A 26,393-nucleotide genomic window follows, 5' to 3' on the forward strand; every position below is an offset into this window, starting at 1 on the left:
ATAAACTTGCAGATGCGGCGAATAGCTCCCATAATCACCGCAAGAGGTGCGGAGAATGCCGAAATACATCTACGAACAAACAGACTGGCCCGATTTCCGATGGAGCTCCGAGGCTCTGGCTCAACAACTTGCTGCAGTACGTCACCGGCAGGGACGGCTCATCGGCCGCATGCAGGCGCTTGGCTTTCCTTTGCGGGAAGAGGCGGTCTTAAAAACTCTGACCGAGGACGTTCTTAAATCCAGTGAGATTGAAGGCGAGATTCTAGACAAGGATCAAGTCCGGTCTTCCATCGCCCGGCGCTTGGGGATGGATGTCGGCGCGCTTCCGGCCGCCGACCGCAACGTCGACGGCGTCGTCGAGATGATGCTCGACGCCACGCAGCGTTTCAAAGAGCCGCTCACGGACGAGCGGTTATTCGGCTGGCATGGCGCGCTCTTTCCGACCGGACGCAGCGGCTTGAGCAAGATCAAAGTCGGCGCATGGCGGGACGCGGCATCCGGTCCTATGCAGGTTCTCTCCGGTCCATATGGTCGCGAAAAGGTCCATTACGAAGCGCCCGGCGCCGACCGGCTCGATCACGACATGAAGGCCTTTCTCGTCTGGTACAACGCGGATGATAAACTTGATCCCGTTATCAAAGCTGCGCTCGCGCATTTGTGGTTCGTGACCATCCATCCCTTCGATGATGGCAATGGACGCATTGCACGCGCGATTGCCGACATGTCGCTCGCGCGATCAGAAGACAGCCCGCAACGTTTCTACAGCATGTCGGCACAGATCCGGCTGGAACGAAACGCCTATTACGACATGCTTGAAGCAACGCAGAAGCGAGACCTCGATGTCACCTCATGGCTTGAATGGTTTCTCGCATGCCTCGATCGGGCGTTTGACGGCGCTGAAGCGGTTCTGGCGAATGTCTTCCACAAAGCAGAGTTCTGGAAGAACTACGCACAGGCGCCGCTCAACAAGCGTCAGCGCGATATTCTCAATCGTCTCCTCGACGGATTCGAGGGCAAGCTGACATCGTCCAAATACGCGAAGATCGAAAAATGCTCGGCCGATACGGCGCTACGCGACATCAGTGAACTGGTCGAACACGGCATGCTGGTGAAGGACGAGGGGGGTGGCCGCAATACAAGCTACTCGCTCACGGAGATCAAGACCAATGACTGATCCGCACACAACTGAGACTTTTGAAGGCTGGGACAGTTTTTGGCTTTTCCGGTCTGAATCCTCGCGCCACTCCCGCTTTATTCGCTCCGAGAAGAGTGAGCGTTTCCTTCGAGCTGGATACCTGCTCCGACCGCATCGTCAAATTGAAGAAGATCGGATATTCTGGAGGGCGCAGCTGGGGCATGACTGGCAACTCGAAGAAAAATCGGCGAGGAAGTTCCCGGCGCTCCTCCGAGGTCCTGAAGCCTATGAACTACATGCTCAGGCGCTGGGACGACTTCGCCCGCTTCCTCGACGATGGCAGGATCTGCTTGACCAACAATTGCGCTGAGCGCGCATTGAGGGGCATCGCATTGGGAAGGCGCAACTGGACCTTCGCCGGCAGCCAGCGTGGCGCCGACCGTGCCGCCATCATGCTGACGATGATCACGACCTGTCGCCTCAACGACGTCGATCCCAAGGCCTGGCTCGCCGACGTCCTCGCCCATATCGCCGATCTTCCCGCGTCGCGTCTGCACGAACTGCTGCCCTGGGAATGGAAGCTCCTGCGCCAAGCCGACAAGCCCGCCGGTCAGCAGGCCGCCTGACCTTCACGCAACGCCATCATAGAGCTCGCCGTGCCCGCGCGCATGCGTCAATCAGGCGGTCCTCGTCGTATGCGTACAAGAAATGTCGGCTGGCGGGTTTTACAAATGGTCCAAGCGATACCGAGAGCTTACGCTCTCAAAGCCGTACAAGATTCATGAGCTGCTGATTTCGATAAAGCAGCGGACTGCCAGAAGCATGGCCGGCTATAATTGGCCTGCGGCGAGCGTCGCGAGCTTCGTGCCTCAATGATTTAATTTCCGTAAGATACATTAATCACTCTGCGAATTATAGCTTTAAGTCAGCTCCTTTACGAATGGTTGTTCCCATAATGAAATTCCAAACGCCGCATCCGGGTGTAGAGTTTGAAATTCCTGACGATTGGTGGCTCTTCGCCGGCATGGATGAATTTAGAATATCCGGCGGCGGGTTCTTTCCGCCGAATACTCCGGATTGCGAACTTGTCCCGCTCGATCAGATCGAGCCACCGCGACGTAACGCGACCACGCCTTTGTTCAGGAAGTATAAGATGGTGCCGGTCCTGTTTGCACTCATGTCGCCGGAGTGTGCGTTGCCACCTGTCGAACTCAACCCGGTCGAAGGCTCAGGCCGTTATCGATACAAAGTCCATAACGGCTTCCATCGGTACTATGCCTCTGTAGCGGCTGGTTACACGCAACTGCCCGTGACAATTCACGAGGAGTTCATTCCATAGTTTGGGCAAACCAACATTGGGTAATTGCCCTCAGAGAAATTCGGGCAGACCTTACTTCAGTTTCGCCCAATGGGCTTTTGCCGGAAGACTTCCTGTAAGACGGTTTCCACCGAGCCCGCAGCGCATGAAATCTCTCCGGTAACGCGATGGGGGTGCCCGTTACACTCCTCATCGCGATAGCTTGATTCAAACTCCTGATAAGCCTCGGATTCCGGCGTTAAGTCGGCTGATTGAACCGCCTCGAATACGTCGACCGATCCATTGAAAACACATGGCTGAATATTGACGACGGTGCCGTACCATTTGAACGCTCCCCTGATGGCGTCGCGCTGTTCCGGCTTTTCCCGTTGTATTGCGCGCTCCACGACGGAGCGATCAACGAGGCATACGATACCGTAATCGATCACGATGAGCGGCAACCTCTCCGCGGGAATGATTTTTATCTCATGCAACAATTCCATTTCGTGGTGAAACAGATTGCGAAGTGCTTTCAGCGCCATGAAATCGGCGAAGCCGAACAGGTCTCCTTTTCCGGCCTTTCGCAACTTGTCGTTAAAGCTGTGAAGTGCGTCGAGATATCCGAAAAGCGTGTCTTCATCCGGTTCAAGACAATGTTGCGCATAGGTGCGAAAAACCCGATCGGCCGCTGAATTTATCGTCTGCACAAAATCATCCGTAGCCCGACTGTGGCCAGTTGGTTGCCCCATTCAAGCATATCACATGGTTTCAGCTCATTCATTGCAGTTCTGAGCGCGGCTCGCTGCCCCTCATCGAAGCGCTCCATCGCCCGTGCAGGGAAGATCTGGATGCCCACGGTATCTCAGCCAAATGTCTCCGGAGCACCGAGATAACGCTCAATAATATGCAATGCGGAAATATGGCGCCAATGGACATCGTCGTTGCCGCAATCACACTGCTCTGGGTGAGCCTCGCGCGTCCATAAGCCGTCGGGGCCCCCTTGTGGGCTCGCTACAGCCCGCATTCGGGGCACAGCATGGGTAGTATGGGAATTCGACCGCATATTCGGCCAATTTCATTGCCGAGCACAATTTGATGCGAAAGCATGTCGGAGTGATGAGCGAGTTCGGGCTCGATCACAACGAGAGCAGGTCCTGGCATGGCTGGCATCGCCACGTGTCCCTGGTGATGCTCGCCTTCGCCATGATGGCGGCGATCCGCCATCGCGCCAATCCGCCACCGCCCAAAAAAACCAAACCTCGCCCCCCGGCAAAAGCCAAAGCACACCCACGCCGCCGCTGATCCGTTGGTCAATCCAGGAAATCCGCCGCATCGCCATCAGGCTTGCTCGAAAGCGGATCGAACCCGCGCATGTCATCGCATGGTCATTCTGGCGCAGAGCTCACCAGGCTGCCGCTCAGCGCGCGCATCTCAAAGCAAAACGGCAACTGTAATGCTAGATCGCTCCTCCGCGCGGGACGAATCTTTGCAACCCTCGATTCGTTCCGGCTGCTAACAGAGAGCAGGGATTCCAAATCGTCGGGGCAGAGCCGTAGCTTTGTGCAAAACCAGCCGCGCAGCAATCTTGCCTTCCTTGTCTGCGTCGCGCATGACGACTGGCTGCGCGGCACAGAGTTTCACTATCCCGAGCGGCCAGAGAACCTGCCGGCGCTGAAACCACTCGAGAACTGGTCGAAATCCGATCTGCGAGATTTGCGGTAGCTACAAGGTCCTTGGAATGCATCGAACCTCTGTCGCTTTGATTCTCGCCATTCTGTCGAGCGTGGCGCTGGCCGTCGATTTTGTCGGACAGGCCAGCGTGATCGACGGCGACACGTTGGAAATGCATGGAGCGCGTATCCGGCTTTGGGGCATCGATGCACCGGAGAGCAGTCAGCTGTGTCGCGGCGAAGACAGCTTGCAATATCGTTGCGGTGCGCAGGCCGCGAACGACCTTGACGCCTTCATTGCCGGCCGTCCCGTCAAATGTGTTCCATTCAGCCTCGACCCGTATGGCCGCACCGCACAAGGGCCTTGCGTTGGATTGGCCTCAATACTCGAAGGGCAGATATCGCGAAGCTCAGCGCGAGGCTGAGCGTACCGGCCAGGGACTCTGGAAGGGCAGCTACGTCGAGCCGTGGCTCTATCGTGCATGCATCCGGGCAAGTGGAAAGCCGGCCACCTGCTCGGATGATGCAAATGCCCATCCTTGATGCGATCCCGGAGAGATGCCGATCCACAACGTGTGTTGGCCTATCACCGCACTTGGGCAGGTGGCTCTGGTGCGGTTTGGGCGACTCACGCTACCCATCATTCCCAATCACCTCACTGCACAATGGGAATGAAATGGTTGCAGTCACCCGTGAATTGCCGGCCTCTGGTTACGCGCTTGAAGTCGACGGCCGGTTCAAAGCCGAATTTGCAACCAGAGACGGTGCCAGGGCAGGCGGAGAAGAACTAAAGAAGCGTTTTCCCATGCTTCAGATCAGGATCTATGACGCCCAGACGCATGCGCGCGAGGAAATCTAGGTCCCCCGACTTAAGCCTTAGTGTCTTCTGCTTGCGCGCGTGCGGCTCCGCCGCATCGGGCTCTCGTGTTGGGGTGGACGGCCCCCTTCCGCCGGTCTGCGTGGCAGGATGGGGTCGTCGATGACCTCAAAGAAGGAGCCGCCCGTGGAAACAATTGTTTGCATCGGTTTGGACACGTCAAAGAGCGTATTTCAATTGCATGGCGTTGACCGGATGGAGCAGCCGGTCTTGCGACGTAAGCTGAAACGCAGTCAGGTTCTGGCGTTCTTCGGTCGTTTGCCGCCTGCGTTTGTCGCGATGGAGGCTTGCGGAGCATCGCACTATTGGGCGCGGGAGCTGCGATCGCTGGGGCATGAGGTGGCGATGATCCCGCCGCAATATGTCAAACCGTACGTACAGCGCGGGAAGTCCGACGCTGCGGACGCCGAGGCGATTTGCGAGGCGGCGAGTCGACCCAAATTGCGCAAGAACTTTGTGCCGATCAAAAGTCCCGAGCAACAGGGCGCACAGATGCTGACGCGCGTGCGTACCCAGTTCATCGGTAGGCGCGCCCAGCTCGCCAATTCGATCCGCGGTTACGCCGCAGAGTTCGGCTTTACCGCGCCCAAGGGGCTTTCGCGGCTTCAGCAATTGCTGATCGATATTCGGGCCGACGCGACAGTCCCCGAATTGGCAATGGAGTTGGTGGAGGCGTTGGCGACCGAACTGGCACGTGTTGATGATCAGATCGCCACGCTCGACAAAAAGCTCATGCAACTCCATCGGGGTAACGAGATGAGCCGACGACTGGCGGCTATTCCAGGAGTTGGTCCGATCGGCGCGACTTTGCTATCAATAAAGGTCGTAGACGCGCGCGGCTTCAAGTCGGCAAGAAACTTTGCGGCCTGGCTCGGCTTGACGCCAAAAAACCACTCAACGGCAGGCAAGAACCGGCTCGGTGTTATCACGCGCGCCGGTGATGAGATGCTAAGAAGCGTCTTAGTCGCAGGCGCTACCGCGGTCATCGGCGACCTACGCCGGGGCGGCAGTAGGATGTGGCCTTGGTTAAAAGCTTTAATCGCGCGGAAGCCACCAAAACTCGTCGCGGTAGCATTGGCCAACAAGATGGCTCGGATCGCTTGGAAATTGATGATCAGCGGGGAGCGCTATCGACCCATTGGCAAGGCAGTTCCAATGGCAACACCGATATAGGCATGAACGAAATGCAAAGTTTGGCGTCAGCACCGCAGGTCTGACGCTAAGGCTGGAACTTGCAGGATAGGAAGAGGTGGTGTGATCGGCGCAAGCCGAACAGGGAGAGTTTCCGCTCGGTTCACCGGCAGCAAATGCCGTTCTCGTGTTTGGATCTCACTGTTCGCGAAGCCCATCTTGGCCAGTGGTCGCAGACCCAATCGTAGGCCGGACATATGAGCGCAAGCGATCCGAGCATGCTGCCCAAGCCAATCCTTGCAAGTCGGGGGCCGTCCACATATGAACCGAGCCGCTTTGCGTCTCGGCCGTGCGGCGTCGATCCCTCGCGCAAACACTGCGGAGCTCCTCGCCGGGGGCACTCGGGAAAGGGGCTCGCCTTCGGCGATCGCTATCACTGCCCCTGTCCCGGGTGCCGCTGTTAACCGTTCTCGTCGCTGCACTCGGACCCGCGTGCCCCTTCGGGTCGCTATGCTCACGCTCTCCGGGTGCCATTTCCCGTAGAGGCGATGCGCCTTTGGCGCACGCCTGGTCGGGGCCTGCGGCCCTAAATTAGGCATCTCAATGCCAAATCAAATGAAGACTTGGCGGAAGGCGGGCTGCGTCGCAGATTTCGCACTCTCTCGCTGAGAGGCTGAGAGTAAGAGTGTCGCGCGGTTTTGCCGTGATGGGTTACGGGCTGCGAGAGAGGCTCGCGGCGTCCGTCGCGGAGATCCACGATGTCCAGACATCATCCTCGGGCGTGCACCGGTGAGGACCGGACAAGCCTTTATGACGAAATCACCGACAAGATCATCGCCGAGCTGGAGGCCGGCCGCGTGCCGTGGGCGCAGCCTTGGGGCACCGCGGCGGCGAAGGCGCCTTTGGCCATGCCGAAAAACGCAGCGACCGGCCGTCAATATAGCGGCATTAACATTTTAGTTCTCTGGGGTGCGGCGATCGAACACGGATTCACAGGTCAGAGCTGGCTTACCTTCCGCCAGGCGCTGTCGCTCGGTGGTCACGTCCGCAAGGGCGAGCGCGGCACGACCATCGTCTATGCCGACCGGTTTGTCCCAGTCGACGAACAGCGCCGCGCACACGAGACCGGCGAGGAGGCACAAGCTGTTCCATTCCTCAAGCGCTTTAGCGTCTTTAACGCCGATCAGTGCGACGGCCTCCCTCCAGAGATCGCGACGACCGCGCCGCCTCCGCCCCCAGGTCTGATCGAGCCACGCGTCGAAAACCTGATCAAGGCGACCGGCATCGACTTCCGCATCGGCGGTAACCGGGCCTTCTATGTGCCGGCAGAAGATTATGTGCAGGTGCCGCCACCGCAGGCCTATTTCGAACTGATCAATTGGCATCGAACGGCCTTGCATGAGCTGGCGCATGCCAGCGGTCATCCGTCACGTCTCAACCGCGACTTGTCGGGCAGCTTTGGGACCAAGAAGTATGCCTTTGAGGAGTTGGTTGCGGAAATCGCCTCTGCGTTCGGTTGTGCGTCGCTCGGTGTCGTGCCCACGGTCCGGCACGCCGACTATATCGGCTCGTGGCTTGAAGTCATGCGCGAGGACAATCGTGCAATTATCCGGGCCGCTTCCCACGCCAGCAAGGTCGCGGACTATCTCCTTGGCTTTCTCCCAGAACCCGCTGTCGATATGCCGGAGGACCCAGCAGGCGGCGTGAGGCTCTGCTCGGTGGCCGCGGCACGAGAGTGAGAGGGCGGGGTCGTTTTCCGCGACGGGTTGGAGGCCGAGAGAGAGGCTCCCGGCTGCCCGTCGTGGAGAATCGATATGACGAAGGCTGTCCAAAAGATCACGCTGTCCCCCTCACGAGACATTCCGTTCAACAAACTGGTCCTCAGCCAGTCCAACGTCCGGCATGTGAAGGCGGGCGTTTCGATCGAGCAACTCGCCGAAAGCATCGCGCAGGGCACGCTGCTGCAAAGTCTCAACGTGCGGGCGGTCGTGGACGCCGAAGGCAATGAGACCGGCATGTTCGAGGTGCCGGCAGGTGGCCGGCGCTATCGCGCGCTGGAGCTTCTGGTGAAGCAGAAGCGCATGGCAAAGACGCAAGTCGTTCCTTGTGTCGTGCGCGAGGGGGCATCGCTGAAGACGACTCGCTCGCAGAGAATGACGAGCGGGTAGGGCTTCATCCGCTCGATCAGTTCCGAGCCTTTCAGACCTTGAGTGGCGCCGGGTTATCCGACGAGGATATCGCGGCTCGGCATTTCGTGACACCGGCCATCGTGAAGCAACGGCTGCGGCTGGCATCCGTGTCCCCAAAGCTGCACGACGTCTATGCCGAAGACGGCATGACCCTCGAGCAGCTCATGGCTTTCTCTGTTACGGCCGACCACGCCAGACAGGAGCAGGTCTGGGAGAATGTCAGCCGATCCGGCTATGACGAGCCCTATCAGATCCGGCGAATGCTCACGGAAAATACCGTGCGCGCATCCGATCGCCGCGTGCAGTTCATTGGCCTGGATGCTCACGAGCAGGCGGTGGCGGCGTTTTGCGGGATCTGTTCGAGCACGATGATGGCGGCTGGCTTCAGGACGTTGCTTTGCTCGACCGTCTCGTGACGGAAAAGCTCAAAGCCGAGGCTGAGACGATTGCAGCCGAAGGCTGGAAGTGGATTTCGGTCGCCGTGGAGTTCCCCTACGGCCGCACGGATGGCCTGCGCGAGCTGGACGGCAAACCTGTCGATCTCTCCCCAGAGGAGCAGACCACCATCGACGCACTCAACGCCGAGCAAGCCAAGCTTGAATCCGATTATCAGGATGCCGACGAGTTGCCCGATGAGGTCGATCAACGTCTCGGCGAAATCGAGGCGGCACTGGTCGCGTTCGAAGACCGGCCGATGATTTACGATCCGGCTGAGATCACCCGGGCTGGCGTCTTCGTCAGTATCGATTCCGAAGGGCGCCTCTCGGTGGACCGGGTTATGTCCGGCCGGAGGACGACCTGTCGGCAACTGATCCTGACGTCGGGCAGGACGGCGATACACAGTCGATCGAGCGGCAGGCGGGTGGTGCTTCCGTCCAGCGCACGGTCATCGTGGCCGGCGGCGCTGCTGATCCCGGAGAAGATGATGAGGACGCGACGAAACCTCTGCCGGATCGGCTCATCACCGAATTGACAGCACATCGCACGCTGGCATTGCGGGATGCGCTGGCAGAAAATCCTGCGATTGCGTTCCAGGCGGTGCTGCACAACTTCGTGCTGATGGCCTTTTACCGGTTCGCATCGTCCGGAAGCTGCCTTGAGATCGGACTTCGCACGCCGACCTTCCCTGCTCAAGCGCCCGGAAAGCGCGTCCGCGAAGGCCGTTGAGACGCGGCATGAATCCTGGAAGGCACGGTTGCCGAAGGGCGAGAACGATTTCTGGAATGCACTCACAGCTCTCGACGGCGTCGCACAGGCATCCCTGTTCGCTCACTGTGCGTCGTTTGCGGTCAACGCCGTCTATGAGCCGGCCAACCGCTACAATCAGGGCCGCCTCTCGGCTCACGGCGTTCGCACGCGACTTGACCAGGCTGATGTGCTTGCGCGCGCCGTCGGCCTCGACATGGCTCAAGCGGGGTGGAAGCCCTCGTCGACAACTATCTCGGCCGGGTCCAAGTCTCGCATTCTGGAGGCAGTGCGGGAAGCAAGAGGCGAATCGTCCGCCCAATTGATCGACCATCTGAAGAAGGCCGACATGGCCAAAGAGGCCGAGCGTCTTCTCGATGGTTCGGGTTGGTTGCCGGAGCCGCTGCGTCTCGCAGACACCACCTCGTCGTCAATGGAGGAAAGTGAAGCGGGCTCGCTGCCCGAATTCCTCGGCGAGGACGAGGAGAACGCGGGCGACGATGATCCGCAACAGGTCGACGCGGCTGAATGACGTCGTAGAAGGACGGCTCCGGCCGTTCCCGCGATTTGCTTGGGGACCGGTGTCTCGCGCCGGTCCCCACTTTTATGGTGGGACTGAGAGGGAGAGTCGGGCCGGGAAGGGTTTGAATCGTCAGGCTTTAAAGAGAGCGCCTGATGGTTCGACCCATTCCTGCTCTCCGAAAGAACCTGTCATGACCGAATCTCTCGCCGGCGGCGCTGCCGCCGCGCCGCTCTCGATGCGCGCCGCTGCAACTTTCACCTCCGCCGCCGTCAGGGCCGCGCGACAGCTCGCGATCGATCTCGAGCGCGGACGTCGCATCGATGCCGCTGTCCTGCGTAGCGCCATGGAAGCTGCCTTCGGCGGTTCCGACGCCATTGGCGCCTGGAGCTGGAAGACCGACTATGACGTCTGCGAGGCGGCAACCGTTCTGTTCCTTCGCAAGTTCGGCCCGGCCATCCGCGTCAAGGCCGGCTCGACGGCCGCGATGCTGCCGGTGCTCGCGAGAATCGCGTGCTATCTGCCGACCCACACGCGGCGCTCCGAGGACAGCCAAGCCCTTCAACAATTCTCGACGCCGATCCCGCTTGGGCTCGCCGCATGCACCGCGGCCGGCATCACACCGACCGACCGCGTTCTGGAGCCCTCAGCGGGGACCGGCTTGCTCGCCATCTTTGCCGAGCTTGCCGGCGGCGCCTTGGTGTTGAACGAGCTGGCGGAGGCCCGCGCGGCGTTGCTCGATCAACTGTTCGCCAACGTTAAGGTCACGCGGTTCGACGCCGCCCAGATCGATGATCACCTCGATGCGGGTGTCGTACCGAGCGTCGCCCTGATGAACCCGCCGTTCTCGGCATTGGCGAATGTCGACCGACGGATGGCGGACGCGGCGCTCCGGCACATCGCCTCAGCCTTGGCGCGTCTTTGCGAGGGTGGACGTCTGGTTGCCATCACAGGCGCAAGTCTTGCGCCTGACGATCCGGCATGGCGAGCTGCCTTCGTTCGCCTCCAGCAGCGCGGGCGGGTGGTGTTTTCTGCCGCCATCGATGGCGCGGTCTACGCGAAGCACGGAACGCAGACCGACATCAGGCTCCTTGTGATCGACAAGCAGGCTGCCGCAGATCCGAAGGTCTTTGCGGCCTCGCTGGGCATGGCGGACGATGTCGCCACCTTGCTCGACTGGGTGATCCAGCATGTGCCTCCAAGGCTGCCAGTCGCCACCCCCGTCGTGGTCGACGTCATCAAGCGCCCTGCGACGTCGCGGCCGGCCGGCGCCTTTACACCCAGCCCATCGTCCCCTTCGGGAGATAGTGCGCCAGAGGGCGTCGAGCTCATCTACGGGACGGTCGAGTGGACACCTCCGGAAAGCCCTCGATTGACCGACGCGCTTTATGAGGAATATGCACTGCAGGCGATCCGTATCCCGGACGCGCATGCGCATCCGACAAAACTCGTGCAGTCCGCTGCGATGGCCTCGGTCGCGCCGCCGAAGCCGTCTTACCGGCCACATTTGCCGGTCAATCTCGTGGCGGATGGCATCCTGTCCGACGGCCAGCTCGAGAGCGTCGTCTATGCCGGCCAGGCGCATTCCGAGTTTCTCGCGGGCTCGTGGACGGTCGATGTGACCTTCGACGTTGTAGCGGCCGCGCGCGACGATGCAGAAAACGCCGTCCGCTTTCGTCGCGGCTGGTTCTTGGGCGATGGCACCGGCGCGGGCAAGGGGCGACAGATCGCCGGCATCCTGCTCGACAACTGGCTCAAGGGCCGCCGCCGGGCGGTCTGGATCAGTAAATCTGACAAGCTGATCGAGGATGCGCAGCGCGACTGGGCCGCACTCGGCATGGAGCGGCTGCTCGTGACGCCGCTGTCACGTTTCCGCCAGGGCACGCCGATCCGGCTTTCGGAAGGCGTCCTATTCACCACCTACGCTACGCTGCGCACCGACGAGCGCGGCGAGAAGCTTTCGCGCGTTCAGCAAATCGTCGAATGGTTGGGCTCCGATTTCAATGGAGTAATCGTCTTCGACGAGAGCCACGCGATGCAGAACGCGGCAGGCCAGAAGGGCGAGCGTGGCGATCAGGCGGCCTCTCAGCAGGGGCGTGCTGGCTTGAGGCTCCAGCACGCGTTGCCGGATGCCCGCGTCGTCTATGTCTCGGCGACCGGTGCCACCACGGTGCACAATCTGGCTTACGCTCAGCGGTTGGGTTTGTGGGGAGGTACAGATTTCCCGTTCGCTACCCGCGCCGAGTTCGTCGAGGCGATCGAGGAGGGCGGCGTCGCGGCGATGGAGGTGCTCGCGCGCGACCTCAAGGCGCTCGGTCTCTACGCGGCGAGGTCTCTATCTTACGAGGGCGTCGCGTATGAACTCATCGAGCACCAGCTCACGCCAGAGCAAGTACGGATATATGACGCCTACGCCGGTGCGTTCAGCGTCATCCATAACAATCTCGATGCGGCAATGCGGGCTGCGAATATCACAGGCGAGACCGGCACGCTGAACGGCCAGGCCAAATCGGCCGCGCGATCCGCCTTCGAGAGCGCCAAGCAGCGCTTTTTTGGCCACCTCCTGACCTCAATGAAAGCGCCGTCCTTGATCCGCTCGATCGAGCGCGACCTCGAATCCGGCCACGCCGCCGTCATCCAGATTGTCTCGACCGGCGAGGCGCTGATGGAGCGCCGGCTCGCCGCGATACCAACGGAGGACTGGGGCGACGTCCAGGTCGACATCACCCCACGCGAGTATGTCCTTGACTATCTCGCCCATTCCTTTCCGGTCCAGCTCTACGAGCCCTTCACGGACCCGGATGGCAATCTCTGCTCCCGGCCTGTCTATCGTGACGGACAGCCGGTCGAGAGCCGGGAAGCGGTCGCTCGCCGCGACCGCCTCATTGAGAAGCTCGCCTCGCTGCCGCCGGTCCGGGGAGCGCTGGACCAGGTCGTCCAGCAGTTCGGCGCTGACATGGTCGCGGAGGTGACCGGCCGCTCACGTCGCATCGTTCGCAAGGCCGACCGGCTGGTGGTCGAAAACCGTGCCGGTTCGGCCAACCTCGCCGAGACCTCGGCGTTCATGGACGACGTCAAGCGGATCCTCGTGTTCTCCGACGCGGGCGGCACGGGGAGGAGCTACCATGCTGAGCTGTCAGCGCGGAATCGCCGCCTGCGGGTCCACTATCTGCTCGAGCCTGGCTGGAAGGCGGACGCCGCGATCCAGGGGCTCGGCCGCACCAACCGGACCAACCAGGCGCAGCCGCCGCTGTTTCGTCCCATCGCGACGGACGTGACGGCCGAAAAGCGCTTCCTCAGCACCATTGCGCGCCGGCTCGATACGTTGGGAGCGATCACGCGTGGCCAGCGCCAGACCGGAGGGCAGGGCCTGTTTCGGCCCGAAGACAATCTCGAAAGCCAGTATGGCCGCGACGCGTTGCGCCAACTCTACACGCTGCTGGCGCGCGGCAAGGTCGAGGGCTGCTCGATCGGGCGGTTCGAGGATGCGACCGGCTTGAAGCTCACGGATGCCAACGGGCTCAGGGACGACTTGCCGCCGATCACGACTTTCCTGAACAGGTTGCTGGCGCTCACGATCGAGCTTCAGAATATCCTGTTCACCGTCTTCGAGCAGCTCCTGGCCACTCGGATCGAAGGCGCGGTTGCCTCAGGCACCTATGACCTCGGGCTGGAAACGCTCCGCGCCGAGAGCTTTTTCGTCACCGACCGGCGCACGATTTACGTCCATGCCGGCACTGGCGCCGAAACCCGGCTTCTCACGGTCACCCAACACCAGCGTAATCATCCAGTGAGCCTGGATGATGCTCTTGCTCGCGTCTCCGATCACCATTCCGTCCTGCTAATCAATGAGCGCTCGGGACGAGCCGCCGTGCAGGTCGCGGCGGCGAGTGCCATGCTCAACGACGGCGAGATCGAGCGGCGCGTCCGCCTGATCCGGCCGATGGAGCAGCATAACGTTCCCTTGAACATGATGGCAGAGAGCCACTGGGTGGAAGCAGATCGTGAGCGCTTCGCCGCGGCATGGCTGGCAGAGCTTGACGAGGTCCCCGAGTACACGGACAGCACGATCCAAATCGTGGCTGGCTTGCTGCTCCCGATCTGGAAGCGGCTACCGAACGAATCGACCCGCGTCTACCGGCTCCAGACCGATGCGGGCGAACGCGTCATCGGCCGCAAGGTGTCGGCCTCCTGGGTCGCGAACGCCCTCGCGACGGACGCGCCGGCGTTGACGCCGGACACTGCCTTTGCCGCGCTGATGGAGGGACGGACCGTCCTCGAGCTTACGGAGGGGCTCCAGCTTCGCCGTGTCCGGGTGATGGGCGCACACCGCATCGAACTGGCGGGCTTCAACGACACCATGCGTGATCGCTTGCGGGCCTACGGCCTCTTTGGAGAGATCATCTCCTGGAAGCTGCGCATGTTCGTGCCTGCGGATGCAAGCGGTCGTGAGGTCTTGTCGAAGGTGCTCGACCACTATCCGGTCGCGCGCATCAGCGAACGGGAGGCCGCCTGATGCCCCGCGATGCTAGCGACCTGGCACGCCGCCTCGCGCGCGACGCCGAGGCGGTGTGCCGGCATTATCTCTCCCACGGCAAACGGGCAGGGCGGTACTGGCTGGTTGGCGACGTCCACAACACGCCGGGCCGCTCACTGTTCGTGCGGCTCCAGGGATCGCCGAAGCGGCCGCCTGGCAAGTGGACCGATGCGGCGACGGGAGAACATGGCGACCTCCTCGACATCATCCGCAAAAGCCTGGGTCTGCGAGACTTCCGCGAGGTCGCCGAGGAAGCGAGGCGGTTTCTAAGGCTGCCTCGTTCAGAGCAGCAACCGGCGCCGAAACCCGTTCGTTCGCTCATTCCGATCGGGTCGCAGGAATCCGCCCGACGGCTCCTCGCGATATCCAGCCCCATCGAAGGCACGGTGGTCGAAACCTATTTGCGGCATCGTGGGATAGTCCGCATCCACCATGGGGGCAGCCTTCGCTTCCACCCACGCTGCTACTATCGTCCGGACGACAATCTGCCGACTGAAACCTGGCCGGCGATGATCGCTTGCGTCACGGATCTCGAAGGCAGGATCACCGGTGCACACCGCACGTGGCTCGATCCGGACGGCTTTGATCGCATTCGGCTCGGCAAGGCCCCGGTCGACACGCCGCGACGCGCCATGGGCGACCTGCTCGGTAACGCCGTCCGCTTCGGCGTTGCGGACGACGTGCTCGCTGCCGGCGAGGGGATCGAGACCATGCTGTCGTTGCGCTACGTGCTGCCGACGATGCCGATGGCCGCTGCGCTTTCGGCCAATCACCTCTCGGCCATGTTGCTGCCGTCTGGCCTGCGCCGGCTCTACATCGCCCGCGATGCCGATGCCGCCGGGGACACGGTACAGGCTATTCTCACCCAGCGCGCAGCAGACGCCGGTATTGAAGCGATCGCGCTGCTGCCCCGGTTGGGGGACTTCAACGAGGATCTGCACATCTTCGGTCCCGATGCCCTCCGAACAGCCTTGCGGCTTCAGCTCGCGCCAGAGGACGTCGTTCGCTTTCTGCATTCCTCGATGGCGGTCGCAGAATAGCTCCCGGTGTCCGATCGATGCTGCCAGGTCGGTCATAGGCGAGGCCAATACCGGAAAAGGACGCGACCTCGGCCTTCTAGAGGGCGATCGGACGGCAAGCGGCCCGGGCCGGCAATGGCTGCGTCCGGCTATTTTCCGCCGCGCGCCAGCGATGTGAAGACACATCATACGGTTGGCCGCGCGCTTTGCATCGCGAAGCAAAATAGCCGGCCTCCGCCATCCTCCGCTGCCGCTTCGGCCCTTTCGGGTTCTGGCCCGTTCCGCCTGCCGTCAGAGGATCGCCACGAAGGCCGCGATGGTCGCGGCCGATCCGGCAAAGGACCTCTTCCCATGACCGACCATGACGACATCGAACCGCCGCACGCCACATCTCCGACCGACCACGTCCTCACCGAATTACAGCTGTTCGGCTATCGTCCCTTCGACGACCAGCCCGATCTAAGACCGCTCCCCGAGGGCAAGATGATCGTGGGCGGCGTGGTCGATATCTTTGACGCCCTTGTTGCGACGTTGAGCGACACGCGGCTTGAGCCGGACCTTGACGATCTGCTCTGGTCGACCGTCAACCTGTTCCATCGGGCCGTCGATCGCATCGAACGGCAGCTCGATGACAACGAACAGGCGCAGCACAAGAGCCAGCGCGAGCAGAACGGCTCAGAAGTGCGATCGGTCGAACTCGAGCGCCTGACGGCCGAAGGCATCACGCTGATCGAGCGCCGCAATTGCCTGGAGCTCTTCCGCGACCAAGCCATCGAGCGATTTGAGATCCACACCGGTTCCTCCTGGCGTCCGCGGTCGGGATCACTGGTCAACCACCGCACGCTCACCGCGGCAATGATCGACTCCCGCGACTTCATCGCAGCGAAACGCCGCGCCGAGACCGAGGTCCTGGTGCCGCCAGGACCCAAGATCGCACTCACCGGCGGGCTCGACTTCAACGACCACCACCTCATCTGGGATCGCCTCGACAAGGTTCACGCCAAGCATCTCGACATGGTCCTGCTCCATGGCGGCTCGCCGAAAGGCGCCGAACTGATCGCCTCCAAATGGGCGATCAATCGCAAGGTACCGCAGATCGCCTTCAAGCCCGACTGGACCAAGCACGCCAAGGCGGCACCCTTCAAGCGCAACGACGCCATGCTCGAGCTCCTGCCGATCGGCGTCATGCACTTTCCGGGCACGGGAATTCAAGACAATCTAGCTGACAAGGCGAAGCGGCTCGGCATCTCCGTCTGGAGGTTCGGCGGGGCGTGAGCGCCGTCGCCTCAAAGACGCCAGGGTGGAGTTGCACGCCGCAACTCCGCCTCGTTTCGATTTTAGGTCCGAAGCCGTGCCGCGGTGGTGGTGGAAGGCGCGACCAGTACATCTATGCATTGGAGCCACCGCCATGCTCGCCTTTGGGCTTGTGCTCAACACACTCGGCATCGGTTTATTCTGCTGGCTGATTTTTGCGCTGGCGGTCTATGCCTTGCCGTTTTTCGTCGCACTCAGCATCGGGATGTTGGCATTTCGTGATGGCGCGGGCGTTTTCGACGCACTGCTCATCGGAATTGCTTCTGGCGCGCTGACGCTTGCCGCTGGTCAGGTCGCCATCGCTGCTAGTCAGTCCTTGACTTTGCGCGTCGCGATCGCAAGCGCATTTGCCGTCCCTGCGGCAATCGCCGGCTATCAAGCGGTGTTTGCGCTTTCGCAGATCGGGGGGGCTTCGCTGGCTTGGCGCGAGGCCTTCGCTTGCGTAGGTGCGGTTTGCATTGGCGGCGCGGCATGGACGCGCTTGAGAGTTTTGGCGAAGACCCGCCCGCTCGAGTCAGGTCGGGCGGTGGAGCGGTCCCAGCCAGTTTTTACGGCCACTATCCGCAAGGGATGACCCTTGCGCCTTCATCATTGAACAGGTTCGCGTAGATCGGTGCGTTGAAGGAGGGATCATCGGGACGCGAGCGGGGAGCCAGTCCTTCTCGGAGTGGCTTGACCAATCCGCGTCCATCTCGGCCCAACCCACGTAGCTGCAGCGGTGCGGCGTGCCCTTGATCATTCCTTCGAAGAGGACACCGCCCTTTGCAGCAGATTGTTTCTCTTTCTACGCCGGATCGTTCGCCGCTCTTGCTTAGAAGAACCGAGATACGCCACGTCTTCTCCTTAAGATTGCGGTTCAGCACGCGACGCACGTGGCCTCTTTGATGGCTTGATCTGGCCCAAGACCGGCTGCGCCTCGATCGTCTGAGCCGCAACGCCGTTGATGCGACTTTCTTCCCCTGGGCTTCGCCCATTCCTCGCGAGACAAGAAAGTCGCCACAACGGCGTCCTCCGCTGCGCTCCGGCCCGTAGACCGCGGGTGCGTCGCCGATCGTCTTCGGCTTCAGATCGCCATCGAGGCCGCGATGGTCGCGGGCTCGAAACACAAACAGGAGAAGTAACATGGCTAACATCGGTTCATTCAAGAAGGTCGGTAACGAGTTTCACGGCGAAATCGTCACCCTGAGCCTTCAGACCAAGGGCGTCCGCATCGTCGCCGAAACCAACCGCTCCAGCGACAACGCGCCCAGCCACCGCATCTACGTGGGCCGGGCGGAGATCGGGGCAGCCTGGTCGAAGCGCTCCGAGGAGGGCCGCGACTACCTCTCGCTCAAGCTCGACGATCCCTCCTTCAACGCACCGATCTACGCGAACCTGTTCGATGACGAAAGCGGCGAGGGGTACACCCTGCTCTGGTCGCGGCCGCGCAAGAACGGCGAGTGAGACTCGCTCTAAAGCCCGCCCGAGTTGATCGGGCGGGTTCCTTTTGGAGCCTAAAGTCGAAAACATCAACGCTGCGCCGCTGCATCGGCGCAGTCGATTTTCGTGATTTCGCCTTCTAGAGCTCGCAGTGCCACTACCGATCTGGGTGGTCATAAAGTTGCTCTTACGCAGCAGTGCTATTTCTTCTTGGAGCGTGGCTCGCCGGCTTGCGACCCTTAGGCGAAGTCCTTCGGTGTTGTCGGCTCCTCTGGGTGGCTGAACAGAGCCTTCGGCATAAGTGAACACCCAGCGTGTCGGCCAGCCAGTCGAGAAACATCAATTCTCCGGTTCTCAGAATGCCTCTCGAGGCCACCATATATGAGTGGTCACTGCCGACACTGTAGGCACGTGGCTCTTGGGGAACCGATGCCTTGCCGATGCTGGTGCCAGTCGTGCGGAGCGCGTCTGCCTCGCCGCTGCGCAACCGTCTGCTGATCTTGCATCGGGCAGCAACAGACAGGCACCCGACCGTTGGTGTGCTGTAGTGCGCATTCAGGGAGAGCAACATCAGCTTTGGTTCAAAAATGCGCCGCGGCCGGTGTCCCGAGCCACAAGTCCGCAATCGTAGATTTGCATTAGATTTGCATCGCTGTGCCAAGATGGAGGATGTAGCAGGGACGGAGAATGTGATGGCGCTCCGGCAACTTGCCTCCCTGACATTGAGCGATGAAGTTCGTGCCGAACAAGTCGCTGACGACGCGGCGGAAGACGGTTCTGGTGCTGGCGCTGCGAGCGCGAATCGTGCTGACCTGCGCGGAAGGCGGTCAGAACAAGGAAGTGGCGGCCAAGCTGGGCCTTGACGGATCGAGGGTAGGCGGCGGCGTTTTGTGGAGCGGCGCGTGGACGGGCTGCAAGACGAGCCACGCTTCGGGCGCCGCGTACGGTTGAGGATGCCCGCATCGAAGCCGCGATCGTGAGGACATTGGAGAGTTGCCCTGAGAACGCCATCCATCGGAGTTCCCGCGGCATGGCGAAGGCCAGCGGCCTGTCGGTGTCGACCGTGCAACGCATCTGGCCGGCCTTCGGGCTCCAGCCGCACCGGACGGAGACCTTCAAACTCTCCACGATCCAAACTTCATGGCCAAAGTGCGCGACGCTGTGGGCCTTTACGTCCGGCCGCCGGAGCTCGGTGTCGTTCTATGCGTGGATGAGAAGTCCCAATCCGGGCGCTGGACCGCAGCCACCATGCTGCCGATGCGTCCCGGCCAGCCGGCCCGAAGGAAGGATGACTACAGAAGACATGGCACCACATCGCTGTTCGCCGCTCTCGACATTGCGACAGCACGAGCCAACGGCGAAGTGCTAGCGAGTTCGCCGTGCTGCCAAATTCCGTCAGTTCCTCGACGAGATCGAGGCCGCTGTGCCGCGCGAACTCAAGGTCCATCTCGTCATGGACAATTACGCCACGCATAAGTCCGCACTGATCCAATGATGGATGGCTAAAAGACCGCGCTGGCACGTGCACCTGACCCCGACCAGTTCGTCATGGCTCAACCAGGTCGGGCCTTTCTTCGTTCTCCTCCCGGATAAAAAGATCAGGCGGGCGCAGCGTCGCCGCCCTCCGGGCAGACATCACTTCGTTTATTGATCGACACAACGCCGATCCCAAACCGTCCCGATGGAGGAAGTCCGCCGATCACATCCTTCCATTCATCGAACGCTTCTACCGGTACAATGCCCCGACAAACACAATGTGATGTTGCGATCTTGTTCAGGACAGGGCCTTCTATTCCGCCGAACTGCCGCTCGATGCAGACCTTGAAGTCCGTGCCCATGTCTCTTGTGCTTCCGCTTCGGTCCTTGCTTGAGGGAGGCTGAAAGCACGCGGCTATCTGCATCGGACCGAGCATGTGCCGTCATGACAAGGCCGCTGTCCGGGAAAGTTCGGGACCATGTGCGGCGTGAAATCCATCGCAGAAGGTGGCCAAGATGCAGGATTTAGCCGTGAACACGCGCCTCATTGCATTAAGCAGAATCGCAGAGTTGTTACAGTCAGCTTGAGCAATCACGCGCGGTCGAAAGAATCATGTTCAGGGGATTGATATCTCGGAGCGTCGATCCTCGTTGGGGTTCCCGTTTCAATAGCGTTGTAACTGAGCGCAAGGTCCAGGCGAGATGGAAGAGGTATTTTGTACGAAACGCTCCACTGAAGCCGAGACAGCACACTCAGGTACGAAACGAGATTGTTTGTTCGCTATGTACTGTGTTTGTCGGAGAAAATTCGCCCAAATCTGGCACTGCGTCTGCTCGAGGAGGGGCACGGCCACTCGGCCGGGAGTGAGCTGGCAAAGCCAGCCTACCGGCCCGCGTGAACTGGGGAAAGTTCATCTGGGAGGTGGCGGGCGGAAGAGTAAAGCGGTTGGATAATCTACGTGAATGGGCAGCGCCTGATTGATCGCTACAGGAGGCGCACAGGCCGATCTTCCAATGAAAGACAAAGCGGTTGTGGGCGCGAAGCTATCGGTCCGACTCTACTTCATCGAGAGCATCATCTGGTGCTTGTGGTATGATCATTCGGAAAACTGGTGCAAACTTTGCGCGAACGCGGCCCGTGGATTCGGATCATGCCTTAGTTTCGCCGGGACGGTGAGATGAGCAAGTTCAGCCAGGAAAAAGTACTGAGCGTCCGTCACTGGACCGACAATCTCTTCAGCTTCACCACGACCCGGAATCCGTCGTTCTGCTTCCGTAGCGGTGAATTCACGATGATCGGGTGCAAGGTCGACGAGAAGCCGCTGCTGCGGGCCTACAGCCTCGCCAGCGCTCATTACGAGAACCGGTTGGAATTCTTCTCGATCAAGGCACCGGATGGTCCCTTAACCTCGCGTCTGCAGCATCTGAAGGAGGGTGACGAGATCATCGTCAGCCGCACGGCGACGGGGACGCTGGTCATCGATAACCTCGAGGACGGGCGCAATCTGTATCTGATCGGCACCGGCACCGGGCTTGCGCCGTTCCTGAGCGTCATCAAGGATCCCGAAACCTATTTGCGATTCGAGAATGTCGTGCTGCTGCATGGCTGCCGCCGCGTCGCCGAGCTCGCCTATGGCGAGATGATCACGGAAAAACTGCCGTGCGACGAACTGGTCGGCGACTTCGTGCGCTACCAGCTGATCTATTATCCGACCGTGACGCGCGATCGCTTCTGTAACCGCGGCCGGGCCACCGATCTGATTGTTTCAGGCAAGCTGTTTGCGGAGATCGAACTGCCGGAACTGGAGCCTCAGCATGACCGCATCATGATCTGTGGCAGCCCCGGCTTGGTGCGCGACGCCCGCGAGCTATTGGTGGCGAAGGGGTTTGTCGAAGGGAATCAAGGCAAGCCGGCGCAATTCGTGTTCGAAAAGGAGTTCGCAGAACGAAATAGGTTCGTCTCGGAGAAGGAGGGCAGTGAACCATGACGACAAGTACAAATCGCCATGAAGCGTCGACGATGACAGACGAAGAGCGCGAGCTAGAACGCTGCAAGCAAGAAATTCTTCGTCTCACACAGCTGGTTGTGTTTCTCAAACGGCAGGTTGTGCAGCTTTCTGAAATCGTCTTACGCAACGTCGTAAAGAGCGTCGGGGGCGGAAAGTCGGAACGCTCATGAGTCTGTGAGCGACGCCGAAGTAGCGCGCTGTTTCCCAGCAGCGTGCTCCCTCGCTGTGGGCGGCGGGGAGCGGTCCATCCTTGCGCTCATCGGGCCGGGCTCTCAATTTTCAGTCGGAAGCGCGGTGCATATGAGGACTAATCTTCAACCGTGACCGTGACTTTTTGCCTCAACTTGCGGCCTCACTACGCTTTGCTTGTCCAGTTGTCCCTGTCGTGCAGCATTGGTCAACTTCTAACAGGGACCAATCTTGAGCTTTCTCTTAACCGCGGATGAGAGAGCATCGGGTACGTTTTTTCATAGATTGCGCGCGCCAAAGCGAAAGAATGGCGGAGCGATCGAACGGAATCCGCTACGGGGCCAGCCGGGAACATGGAGTTGCACCAAAGTCATCTCCTCTTATGCGGATTTGGCGAGACAAGGCTGGGCGATTTCAATTGAGTGCGGCCTCATTGCGGGCGGGATTTCTGCTATTGTTGGCCTTGCGCTGACTCTTCTTGGCACCAACCGCAATGTAGCTTGCAGTTCGTCACCTTCCCAAACTGTTCAACGCGCCAGCCCGAGAAGTTGGATCTCGTACCTGAACCCAGCAATAGTAGGAAAAGGCGAATGACCGTCAGCAAGTATCAGTTCAGGCACGAGCTGCGGCTGTTGATCGACACGCAGATCAGCTCCTCGAGCACGTTCGAAGACTACGTGAGTCACATGGGAGCTGGAAAAGGCGAAGAACAGGCTGTAGCTGGACGCCGAGAAATTCCCGGTGGAGGAGGTCGACGCCTGTGAATGATAGCGCCGGGCCGGCCCGACCGCTTAGCACTCGTTGATCAATCCTCGGGCGGAGGCTGTGTTGGAATGGTAAAGCCCGCCTTTAGGCAGCCTATTATGAGCATGGTCTTGAAGCCCTAATTTCCGGGTCCTCATAGAAGAATTGCCGGGTAAACGGCTCATAATCTTGCTATTTGGTGCGCAATATGATCGCAAGATAGGCGCAGTGTGGTCAACGCGCTCCGAAGGAAGCGCGAATACCTCTCACACGAGCTTGACGATCCCCCTCGACGCGCCGACATGCGCGAACCTATTCGATGACGAAGGCGGCGAAGGCTACACCCTGGCGGAGCTTCGTGTTCGAGCCATGCAGCAACTGCCGAGCAACTGGAAACAAGCGTCTGGCCGAAGTCCTCTCATTTGTGCTTCGGCGCCTTGGTTCGCTCTTTGCAGAATTCCTCATCAGGCAACACGAGATCGACGTGGCTAACGCCTAGTGTGCTCGCGAGTTCGAACAGCGTCACTACCGTGGGATTGCGCCGACCACGCTCTAAATCGCTGATGTATTGCTGAGTAAAGCCGGACGCCTCGGAGAATTTCTCCTGCGTGAAGCCTTTTTGCTTCCGGAACTTAGCGAAATTCCGCCCCACCAACTTGCGCATGTCCATCAGCGCAAGTTGCGGGTTTACATACTATGGGGTTTATCTCCTATAGTATGTATTCCCAAGTGTGAGCGCCTTGGGAGCGAGGCCAGCGGACTTTCAGCTAACGCCCGCTGAGCGTACCGTGGCTGCGGGCACTCTTATTGTTTTTCTTGCGAGATTCTTGATGCAAACACCGCCGCTTGACCCGGATGTCGCGGATTTGGCGCCCAACGATGCGGTGCTCACCTCCTATGACGAGCAGCATCTGGTGACCTACTGGCGCCTGCTCGATGCCGAGGCTGTTGGCGCGCACTGGAAAGAAGTTGCCCTGATCGTGTTGCATATCGATCCGGATCGCGAACCGGCGCGAGCCCGCAATGCATTTGACAGCCATCTGGCGCGAGCAAAATGGATAGCAGACCACGGCTACCGCGACTTGCTTCGCGGCGGCGCCAATAAATAGCAAAGATTCTATCGTCTCGAATTCCAAATCGAGAACAGATTTCTCCCGTTCAAAACGTGATCGCCTGCGCGCATCGCGCAATGCACATTTGGTGACTTCCCCGACAACCCACGGCTTTATAGACATTTCGCGGCAATCGATTTACGGCAGGGGATCAGAGTAATGTCTGAGTTCGACTGGCGCTCACCCGAGGCGTATCGGCACGCCATCAAGTCGGCGGAGATGCCGGACTTCGCCTGGGAGTCACTCCGACGCAGTCCTAACTATCGAGCTTCCTTTCGGGAAGCTCGCTCGAAAGGCGGGCAGGCGACGTCCGAATTCCGGAGGAGATGGGGCGTCTGCTTTCGCTCATGACCCGCAGCGGTCCTTTTACCAACAGACGATCTTCTGGGCGCCCGAGACCTTGCCAAGCGTCGTCTCGGTCGTGCGCAGCGCGTCAGCATCACGAGCGATCGGCCTTGAGCTACCGCTTGCCGATCTCGGATCGGCAAGCATCAGACAGGCATCTGACGGCTGGCATGCGGTGTTGCGGATTCAGGGGGCGCAACATCACCTGTGGCTGAAAGAGGCGCCGCAGCTGGGTGTATCTTATGCGGCTGAACTGCCGCTCGACGGCGATTACGAGATCCGCGTGCACGCTTCACGTCGGTTGTGGCGCGCTATCACCGGCCGCGCCCCAGGACCCCCCTTTTATCAGCTTTCGGCGCAGCGACGCGAACGATTGGCCTTGGCGCTACGCGCGCTCGATGGGCACTTGGATGGCGCTTCTTATCGGGTCATTGCCGAAGTGCTGTTCGGCCGAAAACGCATCCCTGAACGCGCCTGGAAAACCCATGAGCTGCGCAGCCGGACCATCCGCCTGGTGCAGGCCGGCTTGGCTCTGATGCGCGGCGGCTATCGCGCATTACTGCATCCCTCATCTCGCAGGGAGTAGAGCAGGGGTGCTGAAAACCATCGGTCCATCTTCGGCATCCCCCTGAGCACTCCTACTCCGTCATGGTGACCGTCGACGCGCGACCGAACCCGGTCGCGCTCCAGACGACCACGGAGCCTTGCAAATGCCCGATCCGAACGCCGGCTTGCCGCCGCGATACCTGCGCACGCCCGAGGCGGCGCGCTTTCTCGGACTGTCCGGTCGCACCCTCGAAAAGCACCGCACCTATGGCACAGGCCCGACGTACCGGAAGCTGGGCGGCCGCGTTGTGTATGCGCTCGAAGACCTGACGGCGTGGGTTGACCGCGGCGCCAAAACGTCCACCAGCGATCCTGGCGCAGGCACAGTCCTGCCCGCGAAACGGCACACGCCGATTCCGTATGCGGGCAAGGAGCGGCGCTGACCTATGCCGGACCGCAACTCAACTGCAGCCGGGAGGCGGCGGTCAGAGCGCGACCAACTCGATCTGTTTCGCGCGCTTCCTGGCGATCTCGCTGCACGTGACGCGCAAGACTTGATGGCGTATCCGTTCTTTTCGCTAGCAAAGTCGAAGCGGATCGTCCCGATCGACTTCCGCGCAGGCACCATCACCATCCGTGTCGAAGCGGTGGCGGAACATGGCCTGGCCACGATCTGGGACGCGGACGTTCTGATCTGGGCTGCCTCACAGATTGTCCAGGCCCGCGATGCCGGGTTGAAAACCTCGCGCCTGATGTCCACCACCCCCTACGAGATCCTGACCTTCGTCGGCCGCGGCACCAGCGTACGCGACTACGACCGCCTCAAGGCTGCGCTCGATCGATTGCAATCAACCAGCGTGATGACCTCAATCCGGCAACCGACAGAACGGTCGCGGCATCGCTTCTCCTGGATAAACGAATGGAAGCACACAAGCGATGTGCACGGGCGTGCCCGTGGGATTGAGTTGATCTTACCCGATTGGTTCTATACGGGCGTTCTAAACGAATCGCTCGTGCTGACCATTGACCGCGCGTATTTCGATCTGACCGGTGGACTGGAACGTTGGCTCTATCGCCTTGTCCGCAAGCACGGGGGTCATCAGCATGGCGGTTGGAGCTTCGGGCTCGTGCACCTGCATGCCAAGTCCGGGAGCCTCTCGCCGCTGAAGCACTTCGCCTATGACCTGCGTCAGATCGTGCATCATCAGACCTTGCCGGGCTATCGGTTGGCTATCACACACGACCTGAATGGCGAAGGACGATTGAATTTCGCACCCGTCCCGATCGATCCGCCTACGCAGCGATTGCGAAAGCGTGGCCTTATCAGCCCTGCGGGGGATAAGCTGTGAATTCGCTCATGCTATCAGGGACTGGAAGTCTCGTGCCATCGGGGACCCGATCCGCGTGCTATCGAGGACCGAAATCACACCTAAAGCACTGCGACGCCAATCTTTCCAGCTCTCTTAACTTTACTAACGTACTGACACTAACGTCTTGTTGTGAATCAGTGCGTTGTGAACAAGTTAGCCGCGCGGGCAACGAGGATGCCTCATGCGCTTACTCTCTCACGCGCAAGACCTTCCTGCAATGCGATTCTTGTCGCGAGCGCACGCGCGCGGACGCGATTGCGCGCAAAATCACGCGATCAGCAGCATCGTTGTCACTCCCGCGTAACGCTC

General features: G+C 60.6%; 22 protein-coding genes and 5 pseudogenes. 25 read left to right on the plus strand and 2 right to left on the minus strand.

Annotated elements, in window-relative coordinates:
- Positions 1–55: 55 nt before the first annotated feature.
- The 3 genes and pseudogenes from IVB26_RS05655 to IVB26_RS05665 all read left to right on the plus strand — a co-directional run bounded on the left by IVB26_RS05655 (position 56) and on the right by IVB26_RS05665 (position 2,474).
- Positions 56–1,174: a Fic family protein gene (locus tag IVB26_RS05655; RefSeq protein WP_247970928.1), complete on the plus strand. Its 1,119-nt coding sequence runs from the start codon at positions 56–58 to the stop codon at positions 1,172–1,174.
- A gap of 215 nt (positions 1,175–1,389) precedes the next feature.
- Positions 1,390–1,761 (plus strand): annotated as a pseudogene (locus tag IVB26_RS05660) (IS66 family transposase); the annotation flags it as partial.
- Between the two features lie 329 nt (positions 1,762–2,090).
- On the plus strand, positions 2,091–2,474 hold the full coding sequence (locus IVB26_RS05665; protein ID WP_247970929.1) for a hypothetical protein: 384 nt from the start codon (positions 2,091–2,093) through the stop codon (positions 2,472–2,474).
- A gap of 56 nt (positions 2,475–2,530) precedes the next feature.
- Here the strand turns inward: IVB26_RS05665 and IVB26_RS05670 are convergent, their stop codons facing one another.
- On the minus strand, positions 2,531–3,139 hold the full coding sequence (locus IVB26_RS05670; protein WP_247970930.1) for a hypothetical protein: 609 nt from the start codon (positions 3,137–3,139) through the stop codon (positions 2,531–2,533).
- A gap of 412 nt (positions 3,140–3,551) precedes the next feature.
- Here IVB26_RS05670 and IVB26_RS05675 point away from each other — a divergent pair.
- From IVB26_RS05675 to IVB26_RS43350, 17 genes and pseudogenes are all read left to right on the plus strand, one after another.
- Positions 3,552–3,734, plus strand: a pseudogene (locus IVB26_RS05675) (IS701 family transposase); the annotation flags it as partial.
- Between the two features lie 69 nt (positions 3,735–3,803).
- Complete coding sequence (locus IVB26_RS05680; protein ID WP_247970931.1) at positions 3,804–4,154, plus strand: hypothetical protein; 351 nt, start codon at positions 3,804–3,806, stop codon at positions 4,152–4,154.
- 37 nt (positions 4,155–4,191) lie between these two features.
- Positions 4,192–4,527: a thermonuclease family protein gene (locus tag IVB26_RS05685; protein ID WP_458309322.1), complete on the plus strand. Its 336-nt coding sequence runs from the start codon at positions 4,192–4,194 to the stop codon at positions 4,525–4,527.
- Positions 4,528–4,778: 251 nt separating this feature from the next.
- On the plus strand, positions 4,779–4,961 hold the full coding sequence (locus IVB26_RS05690) for a hypothetical protein (RefSeq protein ID WP_247970932.1): 183 nt from the start codon (positions 4,779–4,781) through the stop codon (positions 4,959–4,961).
- 144 nt (positions 4,962–5,105) lie between these two features.
- Positions 5,106–6,152 carry an IS110 family RNA-guided transposase gene (locus IVB26_RS05695; protein WP_247973075.1) on the plus strand — a complete coding sequence of 349 codons (1,047 nt, stop codon included), beginning with the start codon at positions 5,106–5,108 and terminating at the stop codon, positions 6,150–6,152.
- A 716-nt stretch (positions 6,153–6,868) separates the two neighbouring features.
- Positions 6,869–7,849 carry an ArdC family protein gene (locus tag IVB26_RS05700; protein WP_247970933.1) on the plus strand — a complete coding sequence of 327 codons (981 nt, stop codon included), beginning with the start codon at positions 6,869–6,871 and terminating at the stop codon, positions 7,847–7,849.
- A gap of 75 nt (positions 7,850–7,924) precedes the next feature.
- Positions 7,925–10,016 (plus strand): annotated as a pseudogene (locus IVB26_RS05705) (ParB/RepB/Spo0J family partition protein).
- 181 nt (positions 10,017–10,197) lie between these two features.
- Complete coding sequence (locus IVB26_RS05710; RefSeq protein WP_247970934.1) at positions 10,198–14,520, plus strand: strawberry notch-like NTP hydrolase domain-containing protein; 4,323 nt, start codon at positions 10,198–10,200, stop codon at positions 14,518–14,520.
- A complete protein-coding gene (locus tag IVB26_RS05715; RefSeq protein ID WP_247970935.1) occupies positions 14,520–15,581 on the plus strand; it encodes a DUF7146 domain-containing protein in 1,062 nt (353 codons plus the stop codon). The genes IVB26_RS05710 and IVB26_RS05715 overlap by 1 nt, the downstream gene beginning before the upstream one ends.
- A 330-nt stretch (positions 15,582–15,911) precedes the next feature.
- Positions 15,912–16,835 carry a DUF2493 domain-containing protein gene (locus IVB26_RS05720; RefSeq protein WP_247970936.1) on the plus strand — a complete coding sequence of 308 codons (924 nt, stop codon included), beginning with the start codon at positions 15,912–15,914 and terminating at the stop codon, positions 16,833–16,835.
- A 133-nt stretch (positions 16,836–16,968) separates the two neighbouring features.
- Positions 16,969–17,448: a hypothetical protein gene (locus IVB26_RS05725; protein ID WP_247970937.1), complete on the plus strand. Its 480-nt coding sequence runs from the start codon at positions 16,969–16,971 to the stop codon at positions 17,446–17,448.
- 548 nt (positions 17,449–17,996) lie between these two features.
- Positions 17,997–18,317, plus strand: a complete 321-nt coding sequence (locus IVB26_RS05735) for a DUF736 domain-containing protein (protein ID WP_247970938.1) — start codon at positions 17,997–17,999, stop codon at positions 18,315–18,317.
- Positions 18,318–18,985: 668 nt separating this feature from the next.
- Positions 18,986–20,053 (plus strand): annotated as a pseudogene (locus IVB26_RS05740) (IS630 family transposase).
- A gap of 894 nt (positions 20,054–20,947) precedes the next feature.
- Positions 20,948–21,757, plus strand: a complete 810-nt coding sequence (locus IVB26_RS05745) for a ferredoxin--NADP reductase (RefSeq protein ID WP_247970939.1) — start codon at positions 20,948–20,950, stop codon at positions 21,755–21,757.
- Positions 21,754–21,948 (plus strand): hypothetical protein, encoded by a 195-nt coding sequence (locus tag IVB26_RS05750; protein WP_247278034.1) that lies wholly within the window; start codon positions 21,754–21,756, stop codon positions 21,946–21,948. The genes IVB26_RS05745 and IVB26_RS05750 overlap by 4 nt, the downstream gene beginning before the upstream one ends.
- A 609-nt stretch (positions 21,949–22,557) precedes the next feature.
- A complete protein-coding gene (locus IVB26_RS05755; protein WP_247970940.1) occupies positions 22,558–22,731 on the plus strand; it encodes a hypothetical protein in 174 nt (57 codons plus the stop codon).
- A 196-nt stretch (positions 22,732–22,927) separates the two neighbouring features.
- Positions 22,928–23,077: pseudogene (locus IVB26_RS43350) on the plus strand (DUF736 family protein); the annotation flags it as partial.
- 52 nt (positions 23,078–23,129) lie between these two features.
- On the opposite strand, the gene IVB26_RS05760 reads toward IVB26_RS43350, so the two are convergent.
- Positions 23,130–23,381, minus strand: coding sequence for a helix-turn-helix domain-containing protein (locus tag IVB26_RS05760; protein WP_247970941.1), 252 nt, complete (start codon positions 23,379–23,381; stop codon positions 23,130–23,132).
- A 160-nt stretch (positions 23,382–23,541) separates the two neighbouring features.
- Between IVB26_RS05760 and IVB26_RS05765 the strand changes: the two genes are divergently transcribed.
- From IVB26_RS05765 to IVB26_RS05785, 5 genes are all read left to right on the plus strand, one after another.
- Positions 23,542–23,820: a DNA -binding domain-containing protein gene (locus tag IVB26_RS05765; protein ID WP_247970942.1), complete on the plus strand. Its 279-nt coding sequence runs from the start codon at positions 23,542–23,544 to the stop codon at positions 23,818–23,820.
- Between the two features lie 222 nt (positions 23,821–24,042).
- Positions 24,043–24,174, plus strand: a complete 132-nt coding sequence (locus IVB26_RS05770) for a transcriptional regulator domain-containing protein (protein WP_247973076.1) — start codon at positions 24,043–24,045, stop codon at positions 24,172–24,174.
- Between the two features lie 49 nt (positions 24,175–24,223).
- Entirely contained in the window at positions 24,224–24,754 is a 531-nt protein-coding gene (locus IVB26_RS05775; RefSeq protein WP_247970943.1) for a DUF2285 domain-containing protein, read from the plus strand.
- A gap of 124 nt (positions 24,755–24,878) precedes the next feature.
- Complete coding sequence (locus IVB26_RS05780) at positions 24,879–25,157, plus strand: helix-turn-helix transcriptional regulator (protein ID WP_148742779.1); 279 nt, start codon at positions 24,879–24,881, stop codon at positions 25,155–25,157.
- A 3-nt stretch (positions 25,158–25,160) separates the two neighbouring features.
- Positions 25,161–26,063, plus strand: a complete 903-nt coding sequence (locus tag IVB26_RS05785) for a replication initiator protein A (protein WP_247970944.1) — start codon at positions 25,161–25,163, stop codon at positions 26,061–26,063.
- The last annotated feature ends 330 nt before the right edge of the window (positions 26,064–26,393 follow it).

It is taken from the genome of Bradyrhizobium sp. 195 (genome assembly GCF_023101665.1).
Taxonomy (GTDB): domain Bacteria; phylum Pseudomonadota; class Alphaproteobacteria; order Rhizobiales; family Xanthobacteraceae; genus Bradyrhizobium.

What these genes read in the sequence shown, in the direction of transcription:
- IVB26_RS05655 (WP_247970928.1), top strand. Translation starts at nt 56, where the DNA reads ATGCCGAAATACATCTACGAACAAACAGACTGGCCCGATTTCCGATGG.
- IVB26_RS05665 (WP_247970929.1), top strand. Translation starts at nt 2,091, where the DNA reads ATGAAATTCCAAACGCCGCATCCGGGTGTAGAGTTTGAAATTCCTGAC.
- IVB26_RS05680 (WP_247970931.1), top strand. Translation starts at nt 3,804, where the DNA reads ATGTCATCGCATGGTCATTCTGGCGCAGAGCTCACCAGGCTGCCGCTC.
- IVB26_RS05690 (WP_247970932.1), top strand. Translation starts at nt 4,779, where the DNA reads ATGGTTGCAGTCACCCGTGAATTGCCGGCCTCTGGTTACGCGCTTGAA.
- IVB26_RS05700 (WP_247970933.1), top strand. Translation starts at nt 6,869, where the DNA reads ATGTCCAGACATCATCCTCGGGCGTGCACCGGTGAGGACCGGACAAGC.
- IVB26_RS05710 (WP_247970934.1), top strand. Translation starts at nt 10,198, where the DNA reads ATGACCGAATCTCTCGCCGGCGGCGCTGCCGCCGCGCCGCTCTCGATG.
- IVB26_RS05715 (WP_247970935.1), top strand. Translation starts at nt 14,520, where the DNA reads ATGCCCCGCGATGCTAGCGACCTGGCACGCCGCCTCGCGCGCGACGCC.
- IVB26_RS05720 (WP_247970936.1), top strand. Translation starts at nt 15,912, where the DNA reads ATGACCGACCATGACGACATCGAACCGCCGCACGCCACATCTCCGACC.
- IVB26_RS05725 (WP_247970937.1), top strand. Translation starts at nt 16,969, where the DNA reads ATGCTCGCCTTTGGGCTTGTGCTCAACACACTCGGCATCGGTTTATTC.
- IVB26_RS05735 (WP_247970938.1), top strand. Translation starts at nt 17,997, where the DNA reads ATGGCTAACATCGGTTCATTCAAGAAGGTCGGTAACGAGTTTCACGGC.
- IVB26_RS05745 (WP_247970939.1), top strand. Translation starts at nt 20,948, where the DNA reads ATGAGCAAGTTCAGCCAGGAAAAAGTACTGAGCGTCCGTCACTGGACC.
- IVB26_RS05750 (WP_247278034.1), top strand. Translation starts at nt 21,754, where the DNA reads ATGACGACAAGTACAAATCGCCATGAAGCGTCGACGATGACAGACGAA.
- IVB26_RS05755 (WP_247970940.1), top strand. Translation starts at nt 22,558, where the DNA reads ATGACCGTCAGCAAGTATCAGTTCAGGCACGAGCTGCGGCTGTTGATC.
- IVB26_RS05760 (WP_247970941.1), bottom strand. Translation starts at nt 23,381, where the DNA reads ATGGACATGCGCAAGTTGGTGGGGCGGAATTTCGCTAAGTTCCGGAAG.
- IVB26_RS05765 (WP_247970942.1), top strand. Translation starts at nt 23,542, where the DNA reads ATGCAAACACCGCCGCTTGACCCGGATGTCGCGGATTTGGCGCCCAAC.
- IVB26_RS05770 (WP_247973076.1), top strand. Translation starts at nt 24,043, where the DNA reads ATGCCGGACTTCGCCTGGGAGTCACTCCGACGCAGTCCTAACTATCGA.
- IVB26_RS05780 (WP_148742779.1), top strand. Translation starts at nt 24,879, where the DNA reads ATGCCCGATCCGAACGCCGGCTTGCCGCCGCGATACCTGCGCACGCCC.
- IVB26_RS05785 (WP_247970944.1), top strand. Translation starts at nt 25,161, where the DNA reads ATGCCGGACCGCAACTCAACTGCAGCCGGGAGGCGGCGGTCAGAGCGC.